This window comes from Stenotrophomonas sp. STEN018 (assembly GCF_056760235.1).
In genome coordinates this window covers 1-16,959 of the sequence record NZ_JBRREK010000068.1, presented here as the reverse complement: position 1 = coordinate 16,959, position 16,959 = coordinate 1, and the positions used below count along the sequence as shown (strand labels likewise).

The following is a 16,959-nucleotide window of genomic DNA, read 5'->3' as shown; positions in this document are numbered from 1 at the left end:
GCCATGCTCGGCAGAGGCTTTACCGGTAAGGCCCTTGCCGAGCATGGCTCGGCACTACAATTGAAAAACCCCGGGGTTTTCCCGGGGTTTTTTATTGACCCTTGCTTCGCGGCTTACGCCGCTCCTACGCGGTCTTGTCCTTGATCGTGGTGCTGGGGCCGTTGCCCTTGACGCTGGTGATGCCCGCTTCGCGCGCGGCCTGCGATGAATACATCTGGCTGCTGCCGATCACCTGGTGGTTGGCCGCTTTCAGATTGAAATGGTAGCGACCGTCACTGGCGGTCTTACGCTCATAATGCGCTTCATCCGGGCTGTTCTTCTGCACCGAAGCGATGCCGTTCTCCGCCCCGGAACGCGCGGTGTAACGCTCGCTGGTCAGGATGACCTCGGCGTTGCCTGCCTTGAGCACGAAGTAGAACTGGCCGTCGCTGCTCTTATCCAACTCATACCAACCTGCCATTGCAATACCCCACTTGAGGATGGTGCCGGCACGCTGCCGCTCTGCTACCGCCGCCGCATGCGTGGCTGTTGCCCGGATGACCGGACGTTGGAAGCCGCTAGCTGCCGCGGCTACAGGTGCGACTCTACCTCAATCTTCTGTCCGTTCCAGCCAGCCCAGCTTGCGCTCACGCGGCAGCTGCTTGATCTGCCACTCGGCGCGGGACGCGGCCGAGCGGTCGGCATAGGCGCGGCTGGCCAGCACCCGTAGCGGCGGGTGCGCGCGGGTATAGCGCGCCCCCTTGCCGGCAACATGGGCCAGGAAACGGGCCTGCACATCGGTACTGATACCCGCGTAGTAGCTGCCATCACGGCACTCCAGCAGATACAGATACCACAGACCCTTCACCTGCCCTGCTCCGTCCTGATTTACAGGCTGGCTGCGTCAGCAATCTTGCACAGGCCTTCGCCCACCGCCTTGTTGGAGGTCATCTGACCGCCCTTGATGCTGAAACGCACTTCGACGCGGACGCTGCCATCAGGCTGGCGACGCACGGTGGTGCGCAGCGGGACAGTCGAACCGCCGCCACCGCGGACCGGATTCTCGGCCGCGATATAGCCGGTGGTCTCGTTCGGGTAAATCCCGACCATGCCCTCAGCTTCGATCGCAGCAACGGTCTTGGCAAACGCAACCGGGTAGCTGATACCTTCATGGTCGGTTGAGGCCAGGAACTGCTTGCCGCTGGTGAAGCCACCGGCCACCGACAGGTTCTGCAGGCAGCCACTGCCCGAGTCCACAACTTCCTTCTTGGCCAGCGCCAGCGACGGGACCAGCATCAATGCCAATGCCACGGTGCACATACGGGTACGCATCAGTTCCTTCTCCATGGAGCGTTGATTCATAGGCTTCCTGCAGGAAACGGTGCTCCCCTGTCTCCACAGCAGGCGGGAGGCCTACCACCTCCCGCCGCGTAAACTACTTGGACTGCCTGCTGTGCGCCAGTGAAACTGTCACGGAATCCTCAGGCGGCCGCTTCCAACTGGGCGCGACGACGGGCCCGCACCGCATCGGCCAGACGCTCCAGCACCTGCACCGTGCTGTCCCAATCGATGCAGCCATCGGTGATGCTCTGGCCGTAGACCAGCGGCTGGCCTTCGACCAGGTCCTGGCGACCGGCGACCAGATGGCTTTCGATCATTACCCCGACAATGCGCTGCTCGCCGGCTTCCAGCTGGGTAGCAATGTCATCGATGACCTTCGGCTGGTTTTCCGGCTTTTTGCTGCTGTTTGCGTGGCTGGCGTCGATCATCAGCCGCGCCGGCAGCTGCGACTTGGCCAGCACTTCGCTGGCGGCCTGCACGCTGGCAGCATCGTAGTTCGGGGCCTTGCCGCCGCGCAGGATCACGTGGCAATCCGGGTTGCCGCGGGTAGCGACGATGGCGGTGCCACCTTCCTTGGTCACCGACAGGAAGTGGTGCGGGTGCGAGGCTGCGCCGACCGCATCGGTGGCGATCTTCACATCACCGGTGGTGCCGTTCTTGAAACCCACCGGGCACGACAAGCCCGAGGCCAGCTCGCGGTGCACCTGGCTTTCGGTGGTGCGTGCGCCAATCGCGCCCCAGGCCACCAGGTCGGCGATGTACTGCGGCGAGATCACGTCCAGGAACTCCACGCCGGCCGGCAGGCCGAGGCGGTTGATGTCGCGCAACAGGCCGCGCGCCACGCGCAGGCCCTTGTTGATGTTGAAGCTGCCGTCCAGGTCCGGGTCGTTGATCAGGCCCTTCCAGCCCACCGTGGTGCGCGGCTTTTCAAAGTACACGCGCATCACGATCTCCAACTCACCGCTCAACGCATCGCGTAGCGGGCGCAGACGCTGCGCATACTCCATCGCCGCGACCGGGTCGTGGATCGAACAGGGGCCAACCACAACGGCCAGGCGGTCGTCCTCACCATGCAGGATGCGGTGCAGCGAGGCGCGTGCGTCGGCCACGGTCTGCGAGGCTTCTTCATCACAGGGGAGTAGCGCCAGCAGCTGCGCCGGCGAGGTCAGGGGTTCAAGTTTGCGGATGCGCAGATCGTCGGTATGGGGGGGCATGGGGGTCTCCAGTTCAAAGCTAGTGAATGGTTTGGCCCCAGCGTGGCGGCAAGAAAAAAGCCGCCAGGTTCGCTGGCGGCTTTTCGGGAATGCATCTGAAAGTTTCTTCAGGGTAAGCGCAGTCCTTCCTCCGCCAGCGGCTTGGGAAAGTAATACCAAAAATAAAAGCTGGCGCGGGCTGCGTTCATGGGGAGCATTGATAACACGGTTTTTTGTGCGATGCGACAGTTTCAGCGGCAACAGACCACTACCGTCGTCACGTTCAGCTTCGCGAAACGAGCAACAACGCCTCGCCATTCCAGCTCGCATCGGGCTGTTGCACGAGTGTCAGCTCATCCACGGAAACGCCCATGCTCTGCAACGTCTGCAACCACACCATCACATCGGCTGGCGCGCCACTCAAGACGAGCTTGATGCGCTGATCCGCCTGCTGGACCCCGCTGATTGCCAACCCATGTTTGTCCGCCGTCGCGCTCAGCAAGGCGGGCAGCTGCTCTGCGTTTGGCGCAGCAGTACGCTGCACCGCTGCAATCAAACGTGGCGCATTGGCACGCAGATACGCCTGCAGCTGTTGCTGCGTGGCCACATGGCGGCGGGCCTGCTGCAGTGCCTCGCGGGTCGGCAACCATGCAGCAAACCAGAATGCCAGCGCAACCGCGAACACCAGCAGCAGCTGCAATGCGGTGCGCTCGCGCGGTGCCAACAGGCGCCAGCGCGCGGCGATCCGATCACGTATGGACTGCATCCCGGGCGTGTTTGAAGCAGGCGCACTCATTGCACTTCTCCAACACTCAATTGCAGGCCACCTTGATCGGACCCGCTCGGATCGGGCCCCGTCGCCTTCACCCGCAGCGGCATGGACTGCAGACCCTGCTGCAGCCCATGCAACGCCGACTGTTCGCCCTGCAGTTGCAGCAGCAGCTCGCCCTGCCCGGCCTGGTAGTGCATCCGTCGCAGCTGCAGGTCCGCTGTGGCCGGCATGGCCTCGGCAACCGCCGCCAGCAAACTCTGCAGCTGGGTGGCGGAACTGCCTTGGCGTAGATGCTGGTCGAACTGCGCTTTCAGGTCGATGATGCGCTGCTCCTGCGGGAACAAACCTTTGTAGATGGCTTCGTTGGCCTGCCGATAGCCGGCGGCCTGCTGGTTCAGCAACCATGCCTGTGCACCATCGAATACCAGCTGCGCCAGCAGCGCAGCCGCCAGCGCCCATGCCACTGGCTTCCAGTGATGCAGGCGCAAGCTTGAAGCGGGAGCAAATGTTCCCTGCGCCAGATTCAATGCATGCGGACACTGCCCCACCATCCACGCCCGCGGTGCGCCGTCGAGCATCTGCAGTTCGACCTTTGCCCCAGCCGGTAGCACAGGTTTGTCATCACGCGCGTGGAAAACCTTGCAGGTTCCCGGCAGCCGCTCCAGCACTGCAGGCAGCTGCGTTGGCATCAGCGCGAGCCGCAGCCCGTTGGCATCGGCCAACAGGCAACGGGAGCTGTCCCAGCACAGGCTTGCAAGCTCGTTCGGCAACAGGTCCGCATCCACATGGATTGCGTTTACCCGCACACCGTATTCGCGCAGGTAGCGCAACCAAGCCTCCAGCAGAGCACGCTTGATGGCCACCACCCGATGTTGGCCATCGTGCAGGCGTTCGCCCAGGACCAGATGCATGCCCTCCACCTCTTCGGCCAGCAGCGGCTCCAGCGCATAGGGCAGGGCCTTCAGCTGCCAGTGTCTACTGCCCGCAGGCAGACTGACTGCACAACTGGCGACATGCTCAACCGGCACGATCAAGGCGATCGTGCGGCCCTTGAGTGTTGCCAACGCCTCACCCAAGGGCAGCTGCGCGGCCTGCTGGCCATCGCTCCAGCTGACCAACAGATCATCCTGCAGGTTCGCGCTGCACCATGCAGGCAGGAACAGGCATGGCAGTGGCGGTTGTGACTTCATCGATCTTTCTCGGGAAATGCAGGGGGAGCCAACCGCCGGGCGACTACCTGCACGCTGCCCGCGTCGCGGTGCAAGGTACTCAGAAGTCGCAGGCGGCGGTCGCCGATGCCGACTTCAGTGCTGGCGAGGAACCAGTTGCTACGCACCGCCAAGCCGCTGCGTGCTACCAGCCGTCGCTGCAGCAGCGGCTGTGCCAGCAAGGCATCGACGCTGGCAAAACCATTGCCAGCGCGAGCGGCAGCCAAGCGTTGGCCATCGGCAAGGCCGAGACCATCGGCGAGACTCGCCAACAGCATCGGATCGGCGGTATTGAGATTGAGTGCAGCCGTTGCCGGCAGTGCACTGACATGCGGCAGCAGGCGCTGGTAAGCCGCATCGTCGACGCCGGCCAGCAAGCGCAGCTCGCTGACATCCTGCAGGGCGCGGCGCGCGGGCCTATACGCCGGCTGGCGGCGCTGGTATTCACGCTCGCTGGAAAGACGGATCGCGTCCGGCGCCAACGACGGGGCCAGCCATGCCACCAACTGCCAGGCCAGCTGCGGATCCAGCCGCAGCAAGCCCAGCAGGCGCTGCAGGCGTGCAAATGCAGCGGCATCCAGTGCGCCGTTCTGCACAACGCTGTTGAGATTGAAGCGACCGGACAGATCCTCGATCGACATGCTCAGCTGACCACCGTCCACTGGATACACCGGCAAGCCCTGCGCCCAGGGCTCGCCGCGATGATCAACGCCAGCACTCTGGCGCAGATCCGCTGTCAGCATGGCACTGGCCAGCTGTTCACCACCGCGCACGTACTGCCAGGCCTGACGCGCATGCAGCTGATTCGCACTGGCGCGTATCGACAACTGCTGGCGGGTTACCAAGGCGGCACAAACGGTGGCAGCCAGCGCCACCACCAGCAGTACCGTGATCAACGCGACGCCTTGCTGTGTGCGCTTCATGGTGACTGACTCCCGACGCTACCTGCGGGCAACAGCAGCACCCGCCGCAACGCGCCGAAACGAGCGTGTTCAATGCGCACTTCCAGCGCGCGCGGCAGTGGCTGCGCCTCCGTGCCCTGCCATTGCACCCGCCATATGCCCTGCCGATCCAGATAGCGCCAGTGCACGGCAGCAATGCCCTGCAGGACGCGTTGCCGCTGCGCTGATGTGTCGTCGCCACGATCGAGCACCGGCCAGTATTCACGCAGCAGATCCGAACCTTCATGGCGCCAGTGCACCCGCTGCAACTGTGCGCGTGGTGCACCCTGCGGATTGCTCCAGCCAGCACGCGTCCAGTGCAGGCCCTGTCCGTCGGTGTCGCTCCAGAATGCAGGCTCGTCGCTACCGTCGCTGGCCAGTACCGGCCGCGCCACGGCCTGCTCGACATCACGCTCCAGGCTGGTCATCGCCCGCAGCAGTTGCCGTAGTTGCTGCTCCTGCTCGCGGGTCTGCGTGTCCACCCGTATCGCGGACACCAGCAGACGATGACTGGCGATGCCGATCAGAGCGAAGATCGCCACCGCAACCAGCACTTCCAGCAGGGTAAAACCGGCGTTTGCGCGCTGCTTCACTGCCCCACCCCGACGAAACCGCTCAGGCTGACGCCACCATCCTCGTTGTCCGCATCCGTCACCCGCAGCTGCACCAGCCGCAGCTGTGGCTCGGCGGTGGCCTGTATCTCGCACCGCACCCGCCAGCGCCGACCGCCCTGTTCGACGATGACATCACTGCTGCCCGGTGTCGCCGCGCCCTGCAACTGCAGCTCGGCCAGGGTGGTATCGGCCAGCCAGCCGGCCAATGCACGGTTCTCCAACAGGCGTGCGTTGTGCACATGGCGCTGCAAGGTGACGTGCACCATCGCGGCGACCACAGCCAGCACCGCCAGCGCCACCATCACCTCCAGCAGGGTGAATCCACGTGCCCGCTTCATGGCTGCGACACCAGTTGCACCTGCGGCTCATTGAAGCCGTCGGCGATGATCCGATAGGCAAGACCGTGCTTGTCAGTGGCAGTCATGGTTGCGCTGAAGGGTGTCGACTGCGCCGAGGACGACAGCACGATCTGCGGCGGCTGTGCATCGGCACCGGCGTCCGCCAATGCAACCGGAGTGCCTTCCACGCTCAGCGTCAACCGCATGGCCTGCGGCAGCTGTCGCGATGACCAGTCCGACTGCACACGCCAGCGCCCATCGAAGGCGTCATAGGCGCGCACCTCGTAGCCCTGTGCATTGATCCGCACGCCGTACTCGCGATTGTCCTGCACCGCCTCATCGGCTAGCAGGCGCAGCACCGCAGCAAAGCGCTCGGCTTCCTCGCGCAGCACATAGCCATCGCCACGCGCCGCCCCGGACAAGCTCACCGCACCGGCCAGCACGCCAATGATCACCATCACCACCAGTACTTCCACCAGGGTGTAGCCGCGCGCATTCCGCACGCTCAGATGTCCCTGCTGTCCAGGTCGGCGTCCAGTGCATCGCCGCCTTCGCGACCATCGGCACCGTAGCTCCACAGGTCATAGGCGCCCTTGCTGCCAGGTGCCAAATACAGATACGGCTTGCCCCAGGGATCAACCGGCAGGCGCCCGAGGTAACCCTCCGGATTCCAGTTGTCGGCGCCGCTGGGCGGACGCTGCACCAATGCATCCAGGCCCTGCTGGGTATCCGGATAGCGGCGGTTGTCCAACCGATACATTTCCAGTGCCGAGGCGATGGCCTTGAGATCGCCACGGGCGACAGTGACCTTGGCCTGCTCAGGCCGCCCCATCACCTTGGGCACCACCAGCGCGGCAAGGATGCCGATGATCACCACGACCACCATGATTTCTATCAAGGTGAAGCCGGCCTGCTGTCTTGCCGATACATTCATTGCTGTTTCAACCCACCAGTTGGTTCAAGGACATGATCGGCAGCAGGATGGCCAGCACGATCAACAACACCACCGCGCCCATCAGCACCAGCATGAAGGGCTCGAACAAGCCGATCAGCAGGGCGATGCGCGCGGCCAGATCGGTTTCCTGATTGCGTGCGGCGCGCGCCAGCATCGCCTCCAGCGCACCGGATTTCTCACCTGCGGCAACCATGTGCAGCAGCATCGGCGGCAATGGCGTGTGCTGTTCCAGCGCGCGGGTCAGGCTGCCGCCCTCGCGCACAACGACTTCAGCCTGCAGCAGACCGGCCTTGATGGACTGATTGCCAACCACCTGTGCGGCGATACGCAGCGCATCCACCAACGGCACGCCGCTGCGCGCCAGGATTGCCAGCGTGGAGGCAAAGCGCGCGGTGTCCAGGTCGCGCAGCAGCAGGCCAAACAGCGGCACCTGCAGCAGCGCCGCGTCGCAGCGCAAACGCCTGGCGGGCTGCTGCAGCGCACGCCAGGCCAGCACACCTGCAAGCATCAGCACGGGCAGCAACCACGGCCCCCACTGGCTGAGCGCGTTGCTGCTGGCCACCAGCGCGCGGGTCAGCCAAGGCAGGGGCTGGCCGGAATCGACGAAGACATCGATCACGTCCGGCACCACGTAGCCCAGCAGAAAGCCGACGATCAAGCCCGCCACCACCAGCAGGATCAGCGGATACAACAAGGCCAGCTGGATCCGCTGCCGCGATTGCTGGCGCTGCTCGGTGTAGTCAGCCAGTTGCTCCAGCACCACGCCGAGATGACCGCGCTCGCCTGCCGCGACCATGCTGCGGTAGATCGCGGGAAACGCCCGCGGATACGCTGCCAGCGCTGCAGCCAGGCCGTGCCCTTCCAGAATCCTGCCGCGCACCGCCAACAGGGTCGCTCGTACGCGTGGCTTGCTGGTCTGTGCAGCCACCGCGCGCAGAGCTTCCTCCACCGGCAGCGCGGCCTGCACCAAGGTGGCCAACTGTCGGGTCAGCAAGGCCAGATCGGCGCTGCCGATGCGTCCGCCACCACTACTACTGGCCGCGCCTCCGCGGGACGCGACCGGCTCCACCTGCACCGGTGCCAGACTGCGCTCGCGCAGCTGCTGGCGTGCCTGGCGTGCACTGTCGGCCTCGACCACACCTTTGTGGCGACGGCCATCGGTGGACAAGGCCAGATACTCGAACGCCGCCATCAATCACTACTCCGTACGACCCGGGCACTCACAGGTCACGCCCAACCCGCAACACTTCTTCCAGCGTGGTCACGCCGTCGAGCACCTTGGCGCGGCCATCGTCCAACATCGACGGTCCCTGTCGCCGCGCCTGCTGCAGCAGCTCAGCCTCGCCGGCACCGGCGTGCACCAGCGCGCGCAGCTCGGGACCAAACTCAACCAGCTCGTAGATGCCGGTGCGGCCGCGGTAGCCCTGGCCTTTGCAGTGATCGCAACCAACCGCACGGAACAGCAGCGGTCGTTGCCATGCTTCCATGTCCAACTGCGCGCACTCCGCCGTGGAGGCCGACGTTGCCGCCCGACACTGCGGGCACAGCCTGCGCACCAGCCGTTGTGCCAGCACACCGAGCAGCGAGGAGGACAGCAGGAAGGATTCGATCCCCATGTCGAGCAGACGGGTGACCGCACCGACCGCGCTGTTGGTATGCAGGGTGGACAGCAGCAGGTGCCCGGTAAGCGAGGCCTGCACGGCGATACGCGCGGTTTCGCTGTCGCGGATCTCGCCGACCATCAGTACGTCCGGGTCCTGACGCAGGATCGCGCGCAGGCCGCGCGCAAAGGTCATGTCGATGCGGCCGTTGACCTGGGTCTGGCCGACGCCATCGAGGTGGTACTCGATCGGGTCTTCGACGGTGAGGATGTTGCGCTGGCGGTTGTTGATGGCGCGCAGGCCGGCATACAGCGTGGTGCTCTTGCCGGCGCCGGTGGGGCCGGTGACCAGCACGATGCCGTGCGGGCGGCACAGCATGGCCTGCATCACCCCGACATCGCGCACCCGCATGCCCAGGTGCTGCAGCGACAACTGCCCGGATTGCTTGTCCAGCAAACGCAACACCACCCGCTCGCCATTGGCTGCAGGCAGGGTGGACACACGGATGTCCACTTCGCGCCCACCAACCCGCACCGAGATACGACCGTCCTGTGGCAGCCGCTTCTCGGCGATATCCAGCCGCGCCATCACCTTGATGCGCGACACCAGCAGCGCTGCCAGCTCACGCCGCGGCTCGACCACGTCACGCAGGATGCCATCCACGCGGAAGCGCACCACCAAGCGGCGCTCGAACGATTCGATATGGATATCGGAGGCTTGCTCGGCCAACGCCTCACCGAGCAAGGCATTGATCAGGCGGATGATCGGTGCATCGTCCTGCTGATCCAACAGATCTTCCACCTGCGGCATGCCTTCCACCAGGCTGGCCAGATCCAGGCTGTCGCCGAGCTCGTCGGCCATGCTCATCGCGCTGCCGGAATCCTGCTGATAGACCTGTTGCAGCAGCTGCTCGAACGCGTCATCAGCCACCGTCTGCGGCGCCAATGGTCGCCCGGCGATGCGTTGTGCTTCAGCCAGCGCAGACATCGTGGCATCGCCACGGCATGCAAGCCGTGCATCCACATCGTCGATCAACAACACGCCATGGCGCCGCGCGAACGCAAACGGCAGGCGCAGCGCAGACATACCGGCAGCAGATGCCAGCGGCGCCAAGAGCTCCATTTCAAACATCAGTACTGCAAGGTGACATCACTGCGTGGAGCGATGTCACACTTTCCCCTGTAAAAACGTGCCCGGAAAATGCCACGTTCTGAGCAAAAAGGTATGACTTTGAGCTCGCTTTCCGGATGACGATCACACTTCCGTACGTATCCGCATCGCACTCTCTTACGGACGCGGCTAGAGTACCGGCTTCGCAAAATCTGACACTGCGAAAACAGGGGAAAACCAGAGACCTTTGGCGCGACGCTGCCTGAAAAGTGCAGCGAGCTTGCCCCTGTGCGCGCGGATTTTGCCAAGGGAGATGCCGTAACACCGATGTTCCAGTCTGATATTTCCAAATTGCTACCAAGGATCGTCACGATCCTCATCACACTTTCCGGGATCGTCGCCTTGTCATGGCAGGCGCGCCAGCTCTATCTGCAGATGAGCCAGCTACCGGCCACCAATAGCGACGCGCAGCCGCAACTGCCGGGCATGTCCCCACAACTGTTGCAGCGCCTGTTCGGCAGCGCCAGCGCGGTCACGGCGATCGACCTGCAGGGCGTGCAACTGCAGGGCTGTATCGTCGCGGCTGATCCACGCCAATCGCAGGCGCTGATCCAGATTGACGGCCAGGGCGCGGTGAACGTATTTGCCGGCGAGGAATTCCTGCCTGGCGTCAGGCTGCAACAGGTTGCGCATGACCATGTGCTGTTCAGTCGCAATGGCCGCAGCGGCCGCCTGGACTTTCCGACCGCACACGTCGCATCGACCGCGCTGCCCGCGGGCGGTGCCGAATGATCCTGCACCGCCTGCGGGCAGCGCGGCATCGCCTGGGACTGCTGTCAGCGCTGTTGCTTGCGCCACTGGCCTTGAGCGCTGCGCCGACAAATGCTGCTCCCCAGCAATGGAGCATCAACATGAAGGACACGGATATCCGCGACTTCATCGGTGCCGTGGCCAACATCACCGGCGATACCTTGATCGTAGATCCACGGGTGGTAGGCGAAGTCAGCGTCACCACCCAGGAGCCGATGACGCTGCCGGAAGTGCGTCGTCTGTTCCTGTCGGTGATGACGATCCACGGGTTTGCGGTAATCGAAGCGGACCGCCAGACCCGGGTGGTACCCAATGACGAAGCGCATGTCTTCGCCGATGGCCGTGGCCGCGGCCCGGACGCGATCGAAACCCGTGTACTCACGGTGCAGTACGGCATCGCCACCGAACTGCTGCCGATGCTGCGGCCGTTGGTGCCGGCCAACGCACACCTGGCAGCGGTGCCGACCTCCAACTCACTGATCATCAGCGACCGGCGCGGCAATATCGCCCGCATCGAGGCGCTATTGCGGCAACTGGATGCGCCCAAGCTGCACGGCCATGCCGACTACGAGTTGCAGTTCGCCAGCGCGGAAAACCTGCAGAAGCTGTTGCAGGCCAGCCTCGGCGCCAGCAGTGCTGCTTCCTCCACCAAGGTGCTGGCCGACACCCGCACCAACCGTTTGCTGATCTTCGGCCCCGAACAGGCACGGCAGCGCTTGCTCGAACTGGCCCGTTCGCTGGACGTGGACGCCCCCCGCTCCACCACCACCCAGGTGATCCGCCTACAGCACGGTGACGCCAAGCAGATGGCACAGACACTTGGCGCAATCGGGGATTCGATCAAGCAGGAGGGCGCCGACAAGCAAGCACAGACAGGCACCTTGATCCGTGCCGATGAGAGCCTCAATGCTGTTGTCATCCACGCCAAACCAGAGCTGCTGCAGGTGCTGACCGACATCGTCCGGCAGCTGGACATCCCGCGCTCACAGGTGCTGGTGGAGGCCGCCATCGTCGAGATCTCCGGTGACATCGAAGACGCACTCGGCGTGCAATGGGCACTGGATGGCGGCTCACGCAGCAACGGTGTTGGCGGGGTCAACTTCAATAATACCGGCCTGTCGATCGGCACCTTGCTCAGCTCGCTGGCCGCCGGCAGCACGCCGACAGCCCTGCCGTCCGGCGCCATTCTCGGCATCGGCAACAGCAACTTCGGCGCGCTGGTGACGGCGCTGTCGAGCAACTCCAAGAACAACCTGCTGTCCACGCCGACCCTGCTTACGTTGGACCACGAACCGGCAGAGATCCTGGTCGGCCAGAACGTGCCGTTCCAGACCGGCTCGTACACCACCACCGGTGATGGCACCAGCAATCCATTCACCACCATCCAGCGCCAGGACATCGGCGTAACCTTGAAGGTGACGCCGCATATCAACCAGGGCGGCACGCTACGGCTGGAGATCGAGCAGGAGATCTCTTCGTTGGCAGCCACGCCCAGCGGCATCACCCTGTCCGACGTGATCACCAACAAGCGCTCGATCAAGAGCACCATCCTGGCCAGCGATGGGCAGGTGATCGTGCTTGGCGGTTTGATCCAGGATGACGTTAGCCATACCCGCTCCAGCGTGCCGCTGCTCGGCAGCATCCCCGGCCTCGGCAGGTTGTTCAGCTCCACCAGCGATACCCGGGTCAAACGCAACCTGATGGTTTTCCTGCGCCCCACCGTGATTCTCGGGCAGAGCGCGGCCAGCGACCTGAGCGAACGTAAATACCTGGATCTGCGCCAAGCGCCCGGCGCGCATGGCAAGTACGCCACTCCTTTGCCTCCCTCGCCCGGACAGTTGTTCGACCGTGGCCAGGGAGCACCTGAACGCAATGGCGCACGGGCACCCGAGCGCTGACAGGTTCATCCATGAGCAGCCCGGCGACCGGTTTGGGGCCGGAGCGCGCTGCTCGGTTTCTTTGCTGTATTTCAAAACTTGGGGAAAACTACTTGAACAACGCAATCAACCTGCGAGCGCTGGCGTTGGCACTGAGCATGGTGCTGCTCGCATCCTGTGACAAAAGCGAAGCACCGGAAGACAAGGACAACGGCAGCAGCGGCGGCGACACCTCGGTTCCGGTTGTGCCCGAGCAGCCCCCGGCCGGCGGCAACGGTGACACCGGCTTCGGCAACGATATCGATGTTGGCGGCTCCGGCGGCGGTGCGGAGAACGGTGGCGGAAACAACGGCGGCAACAGTGATGTCGGCAACGGTGGCGCGACCGTGCCACCGACGCCGCCCACTCCCGATCCCACACCCACGCCAGCTGACCCCTACCCGGAGCCCCATTCGGCCCGCTACGACGAAGTGGAGCTGAAGGGCTTTTACGACATCGACCCCAGCGGTGCGGTGCGCGCAGTACGCAATGACCTGGTCGGATCCTTGTCGGCGATGATCCAGTTCGGGCAGAGCCACACCGTCGACCCCAGCGGCAATGAAGCCAGGAACATGCCACGCCTCACCACCGAGCGCGAAGCGCTGCTGCTGGTCACCCCGGACCCTACCCTGCAGGACATCGAGGCACTCAACGTGACGGTCTCGGTGGATGGCACGGTAATGGGTACGGCAGAACTGCTGCATCCCAATTCCATGTACCGCTCGGACTACAACAACAACGACGGCCGGGCGGACTACAACTATTCCCGCCGCGCATGGAGCACGCGCCTGCCATGGGACTGGGTCAAGCCCGGCATGAGCCTGAGCATCACCGACGACAAGGCGCGCAGCGGCAACCTGGCCGCCGACAAGATTGATTTCGGCGCACCGGCCGAGCTGGTGGTGCACAGCATCCGCCTGGGCATGCTCACCGAGCCACCGGCGGAAAGCGATGCGTTCTGGCTGCTGAAGAGCCCCGAGCAGGGCGCTGCCGATTACTTCCAGACCATCCCTGCCGCACGCATGACCGTTGCCTATTACGAGCCGATGAAGCTGGACAAGGTGATGATCACCAGCGGCACCATCTACGACACCGCCAGTGCCAGCGAAGGCGGCGTCTATTCCGGTGACATGCGCGAGAACACCGGCAAATCCACGGTCAGTGTCGGCATCAACCTGGCCAACGTCGGTGCGACCGCATCGGGCATGGCCGGGCAGTCACAGCCACAGTGGTTCCAGAACGTGGTGGCGCACCATGCCGTCGGCATGTACAGCAACGGCAAACAGAGCCACGGCCTGAGCGGCGGCAACGGCATGCTCACGTTGTACTCGACCAGCGGCAATGAGTTCAGCCACGAAATCGGCCACCACTACGGGCTGGGCCACTATCCCGGCCAGTCCGGCGACAACTATTTCCTGTCCGGCCACCATCACGACAGTGGCTGGGGTTACATCGCCTACCGCAAGCGCATGCGCGCCAACTTGCATTGGCGCCAATCCAAGACCGGCGCACTCGGCGGCATGCCGGTCTATGACGACACCTACAGTTTTGCCACCGATGCCATGTCCGGCGGCGACTTCTCCAGCGGCTTGTCGCGCTATACGCATTACACCGGCTACAGCACCAAAATCGCGATCCAGCCGCGCTTGAACAAACCGGTGCCCTCGCAGAGCTCAGCCACCGGCTACCTGGGCTGGAATGCCGACAGCCGCAGGATGGAACCGGTGACCGGCAAGGTGCCGACCAGCAAGGAGCTGTTCTTCAACTCACCGGACGGCAACTACCTCAAACCACGCCTGGTGGGCGCAGCGGTGTTCACCGTGCTCGGCGGCTACGATCCTGGCACCGGCAAGGCTCTGCTCTACCCGGCATTCCGTGGCAACTGGGGCAATGTGTTCGAGCTGCCAACACCGATCGACAACGCCAGCACACGCCAATGCTGGTTGCAGGTGAGCTTCAGTGGCGGCGGCAGCAAGCGCATCGCCGTGGCCGGCACGATCCTGCAGAACAACTCGGTCAACAAGCTGCATATCAACCTGGCCCAGGCGGACAACCCGCAACAGGCCAGCCTGCAATGCAAGGAACCCGGGGCCGCAGCCAACACCTTGGCAACAATGCGTTTCCCGCAGAACCTTGCACCCATGAAGGCGCCAGTCGTGGTCGGCAAGGAGGCTGGCTACAGCGCCTTGCGTGCGCTGGAAATGCCGGAGCTCGATCAGTTGCTGATCGCGGCAGGTGGCAAGCCGCTGGTCAACCTGGGAGCGCGCGGCAACCTGCTGTATGCCAGCTGGGGCAACAACCCCAGCGGCCTGTCGGCCGAAGCCAAACAGGTCCGTGATGCCTACATCGCCCAGGAGAACAAGGCCACGCGCCTCAACCGCTGGATGAACCGCTACCGCAGTGATCTGCAGAGCAGCAACAACGCCGCTGCGGTGCAGGCGCTCAAGGAACTGCTGGTTACGCTGGGCTTGCGGCAGACGCCGTTGCTGCCCGCTGGCCAGCAGATGCTGGTGACCAACAGCAGGCATTGCCTCAAGACCGAACAGGTGGATGGCAAGCTGTCGGTCTATATCGCCGAGGCCGGTACCTGCACCGGCGCCGACAACGAGTTGTGGATGGCGGACCTGCGCGGTGCGATCCATAGCGCGGCCAATCCCGCCATGTGCCTGTCCGGCAATGGTGGCAACAATGGCGCGGTGACCTTGAACACCTGCGATCGCACTTTGGATGCGCAGATGTTCGATTTGAGCGCATTGCCGAAGATCACCCGCAGCGGCAGCTGCCTGGACTTGTCCGGCGGCTTCCTCACCGCCGGTCGCGGCAAGCTGATCACCTATGCCTGCAGCGGCGGTGCCAACCAGCGCTGGAACGGGCTGAGTGCCAATGACAACGCATTGCTGACACTACTCAGCCCAAACAACCTGGTCGTGCTGCGCAACTTGAACATCCAGTAATCAACAACCACCCGGGGCCCAGCGCCCCGGGCTTTGCGCATGCCAATGACCCGACCAATTCCGTTCCTGCAACTGATCACCTGGATCAGCATCAGTGCATGCTGTGCCGTCGCCGACAGCGCGCTGGCGCAATCCGAGATACGCGCACAACGCCCCCCCTTGTACGCAGCCGGCAGTGCGCAGGCACCGCGCCTGGTGGCGACCTTCGTGCATCCGCAGGCCGAGCGCTCGCTGGCGATAGTAAGCACCGCTGGTGCGGCATCGCAGACCCTGCGTACCGGCCAGGACATCGGCACCGGCCTGCGCGTACACACCATTGCCCGCGACCACATTGTGCTCGCGCGCGGCGCGCAGCTGTCTACCCTGCGCCTGCTCGGTCAGGGCGGTGCGCGCAGGCAGCCCGCATCTATAGCGGCTCGTCCCGCAACCACGGGCAATGACACCATCAGCGCTGAAGCCTCGCCCAGGGGTGGCGCGATATTGCGCGCCGAAAACACCGATGCCATACGCGCAGCCTGCGGCGATACCACGATGATGGCTGCGCTGCCCGACGCGCAGAAAGCCGAACTGTCCGCACTGGGGCTGTGCAACCCGTCCTGATCAAGCCGGGCCGGCGGCCTGCGATGATGGGTTCAGCATCGCCGGGCATACTGTTGCCTGGTCCCGCATCCGATGGCTCTTCCAATGAGCGACACCAGCTCCGATCTGCTGCAGATTGCCTGCCCGCATTGCAACGCGGTCAACCGCGTTCCGGCTGCACGCCTGTCACAGGCGCCGTCCTGCGGCCGCTGCCATCAGTCCTTGTTTGTTGCAGCGCCGCTTGCATTGAATGCGGCAAGCTTCGAGGCACATGCCAGCCGCTCACAGATTCCGCTGCTGGTGGATTTCTGGGCCAGTTGGTGCGGCCCGTGCCGGCAGATGGCGCCGGAGTTCGCCAAGGCCGCCGTACAGCTGGAACCGCGCATGCGGTTGGGAAAACTGGATACCGAAGCGGAACCAGCCATCGCCACCCGCTACGGTATCCGTAGCATTCCGACGATGGTGTTGATCCAGGGCGGCCGCGAGATAGCCCGGCAATCCGGCGCGATGCCGGCCAGCAGCATCGTGCAGTGGGCAAGCGCGCACCTGTAGTGGGGGGGGGGGGGGGGGGGGGGGGGGGGGGGGGGGGGGGGGGGGGGGGGGGGGGGGGGGGGGGGGGGGCGGGGCGGGGCGGGGGGGGGGGGGGGG

At 64.5% G+C, this 16,959-nt stretch carries 18 protein-coding genes; 5 read left to right on the top strand and 13 right to left on the bottom strand.

Annotation, left to right across the window (positions count from 1 at the left end):
• Positions 1–124: 124 nt before the first annotated feature.
• The 13 genes from ACVOMB_RS18690 to gspE form a co-directional block, all read right to left on the bottom strand.
• Positions 125–460 carry a YegP family protein gene (locus tag ACVOMB_RS18690; RefSeq protein ID WP_481509356.1) on the bottom strand — a complete coding sequence of 112 codons (336 nt, stop codon included), beginning with the start codon at positions 458–460 and terminating at the stop codon, positions 125–127.
• Positions 461–589: 129 nt separating this feature from the next.
• Positions 590–847, bottom strand: a complete 258-nt coding sequence (locus ACVOMB_RS18685; RefSeq protein ID WP_481532554.1) for a GIY-YIG nuclease family protein — start codon at positions 845–847, stop codon at positions 590–592.
• 20 nt (positions 848–867) lie between these two features.
• Positions 868–1,311, bottom strand: a complete 444-nt coding sequence (locus ACVOMB_RS18680) for a hypothetical protein (RefSeq protein WP_481532553.1) — start codon at positions 1,309–1,311, stop codon at positions 868–870.
• A 149-nt stretch (positions 1,312–1,460) separates the two neighbouring features.
• Complete coding sequence (locus ACVOMB_RS18675; protein ID WP_481532552.1) at positions 1,461–2,534, bottom strand: 3-deoxy-7-phosphoheptulonate synthase; 1,074 nt, start codon at positions 2,532–2,534, stop codon at positions 1,461–1,463.
• 262 nt (positions 2,535–2,796) lie between these two features.
• Positions 2,797–3,309: a type II secretion system protein GspM gene (gspM, locus tag ACVOMB_RS18670; RefSeq protein ID WP_481532551.1), complete on the bottom strand. Its 513-nt coding sequence runs from the start codon at positions 3,307–3,309 to the stop codon at positions 2,797–2,799.
• Positions 3,306–4,475 (bottom strand): type II secretion system protein GspL, encoded by a 1,170-nt coding sequence (gspL, locus tag ACVOMB_RS18665; RefSeq protein WP_481532550.1) that lies wholly within the window; start codon positions 4,473–4,475, stop codon positions 3,306–3,308. The genes gspM and gspL overlap by 4 nt, the downstream gene beginning before the upstream one ends.
• Positions 4,472–5,416, bottom strand: a complete 945-nt coding sequence (gspK, locus tag ACVOMB_RS18660; protein WP_481532549.1) for a type II secretion system minor pseudopilin GspK — start codon at positions 5,414–5,416, stop codon at positions 4,472–4,474. Before gspK ends, gspL begins: the two co-directional genes overlap by 4 nt.
• Positions 5,413–6,027, bottom strand: a complete 615-nt coding sequence (gene gspJ / locus ACVOMB_RS18655) for a type II secretion system minor pseudopilin GspJ (protein ID WP_481532548.1) — start codon at positions 6,025–6,027, stop codon at positions 5,413–5,415. The genes gspK and gspJ overlap by 4 nt, the downstream gene beginning before the upstream one ends.
• A complete protein-coding gene (gene gspI, locus ACVOMB_RS18650; RefSeq protein WP_481532547.1) occupies positions 6,024–6,386 on the bottom strand; it encodes a type II secretion system minor pseudopilin GspI in 363 nt (120 codons plus the stop codon). Before gspI ends, gspJ begins: the two co-directional genes overlap by 4 nt.
• Positions 6,383–6,889, bottom strand: coding sequence for a type II secretion system minor pseudopilin GspH (gene gspH, locus ACVOMB_RS18645; protein ID WP_481532546.1), 507 nt, complete (start codon positions 6,887–6,889; stop codon positions 6,383–6,385). The genes gspI and gspH overlap by 4 nt, the downstream gene beginning before the upstream one ends.
• A 2-nt stretch (positions 6,890–6,891) precedes the next feature.
• Positions 6,892–7,320, bottom strand: a complete 429-nt coding sequence (gene gspG, locus ACVOMB_RS18640) for a type II secretion system major pseudopilin GspG (RefSeq protein ID WP_481532545.1) — start codon at positions 7,318–7,320, stop codon at positions 6,892–6,894.
• A 7-nt stretch (positions 7,321–7,327) separates the two neighbouring features.
• Positions 7,328–8,533 carry a type II secretion system inner membrane protein GspF gene (gene gspF / locus ACVOMB_RS18635; RefSeq protein WP_481532544.1) on the bottom strand — a complete coding sequence of 402 codons (1,206 nt, stop codon included), beginning with the start codon at positions 8,531–8,533 and terminating at the stop codon, positions 7,328–7,330.
• 28 nt (positions 8,534–8,561) lie between these two features.
• On the bottom strand, positions 8,562–10,028 hold the full coding sequence (gene gspE / locus ACVOMB_RS18630) for a type II secretion system ATPase GspE (protein ID WP_481532555.1): 1,467 nt from the start codon (positions 10,026–10,028) through the stop codon (positions 8,562–8,564).
• A 351-nt stretch (positions 10,029–10,379) separates the two neighbouring features.
• On the opposite strand from gspE, the gene ACVOMB_RS18625 reads away from it, so the two are divergent.
• The 5 genes from ACVOMB_RS18625 to trxC all read left to right on the top strand — a co-directional run bounded on the left by ACVOMB_RS18625 (position 10,380) and on the right by trxC (position 16,863).
• A complete protein-coding gene (locus ACVOMB_RS18625) occupies positions 10,380–10,844 on the top strand; it encodes a type II secretion system protein N (RefSeq protein WP_481532543.1) in 465 nt (154 codons plus the stop codon).
• Positions 10,841–12,760: a type II secretion system secretin GspD gene (gene gspD / locus ACVOMB_RS18620; RefSeq protein WP_481532542.1), complete on the top strand. Its 1,920-nt coding sequence runs from the start codon at positions 10,841–10,843 to the stop codon at positions 12,758–12,760. Before ACVOMB_RS18625 ends, gspD begins: the two co-directional genes overlap by 4 nt.
• Before the next feature lie 92 nt (positions 12,761–12,852).
• Positions 12,853–15,732 (top strand): M66 family metalloprotease, encoded by a 2,880-nt coding sequence (locus tag ACVOMB_RS18615; protein WP_481532541.1) that lies wholly within the window; start codon positions 12,853–12,855, stop codon positions 15,730–15,732.
• 45 nt (positions 15,733–15,777) lie between these two features.
• Complete coding sequence (locus tag ACVOMB_RS18610; protein WP_481532540.1) at positions 15,778–16,332, top strand: type II secretion system protein N; 555 nt, start codon at positions 15,778–15,780, stop codon at positions 16,330–16,332.
• 84 nt (positions 16,333–16,416) lie between these two features.
• Positions 16,417–16,863 carry a thioredoxin TrxC gene (trxC, locus tag ACVOMB_RS18605; RefSeq protein WP_481532539.1) on the top strand — a complete coding sequence of 149 codons (447 nt, stop codon included), beginning with the start codon at positions 16,417–16,419 and terminating at the stop codon, positions 16,861–16,863.
• The last annotated feature ends 96 nt before the right edge of the window (positions 16,864–16,959 follow it).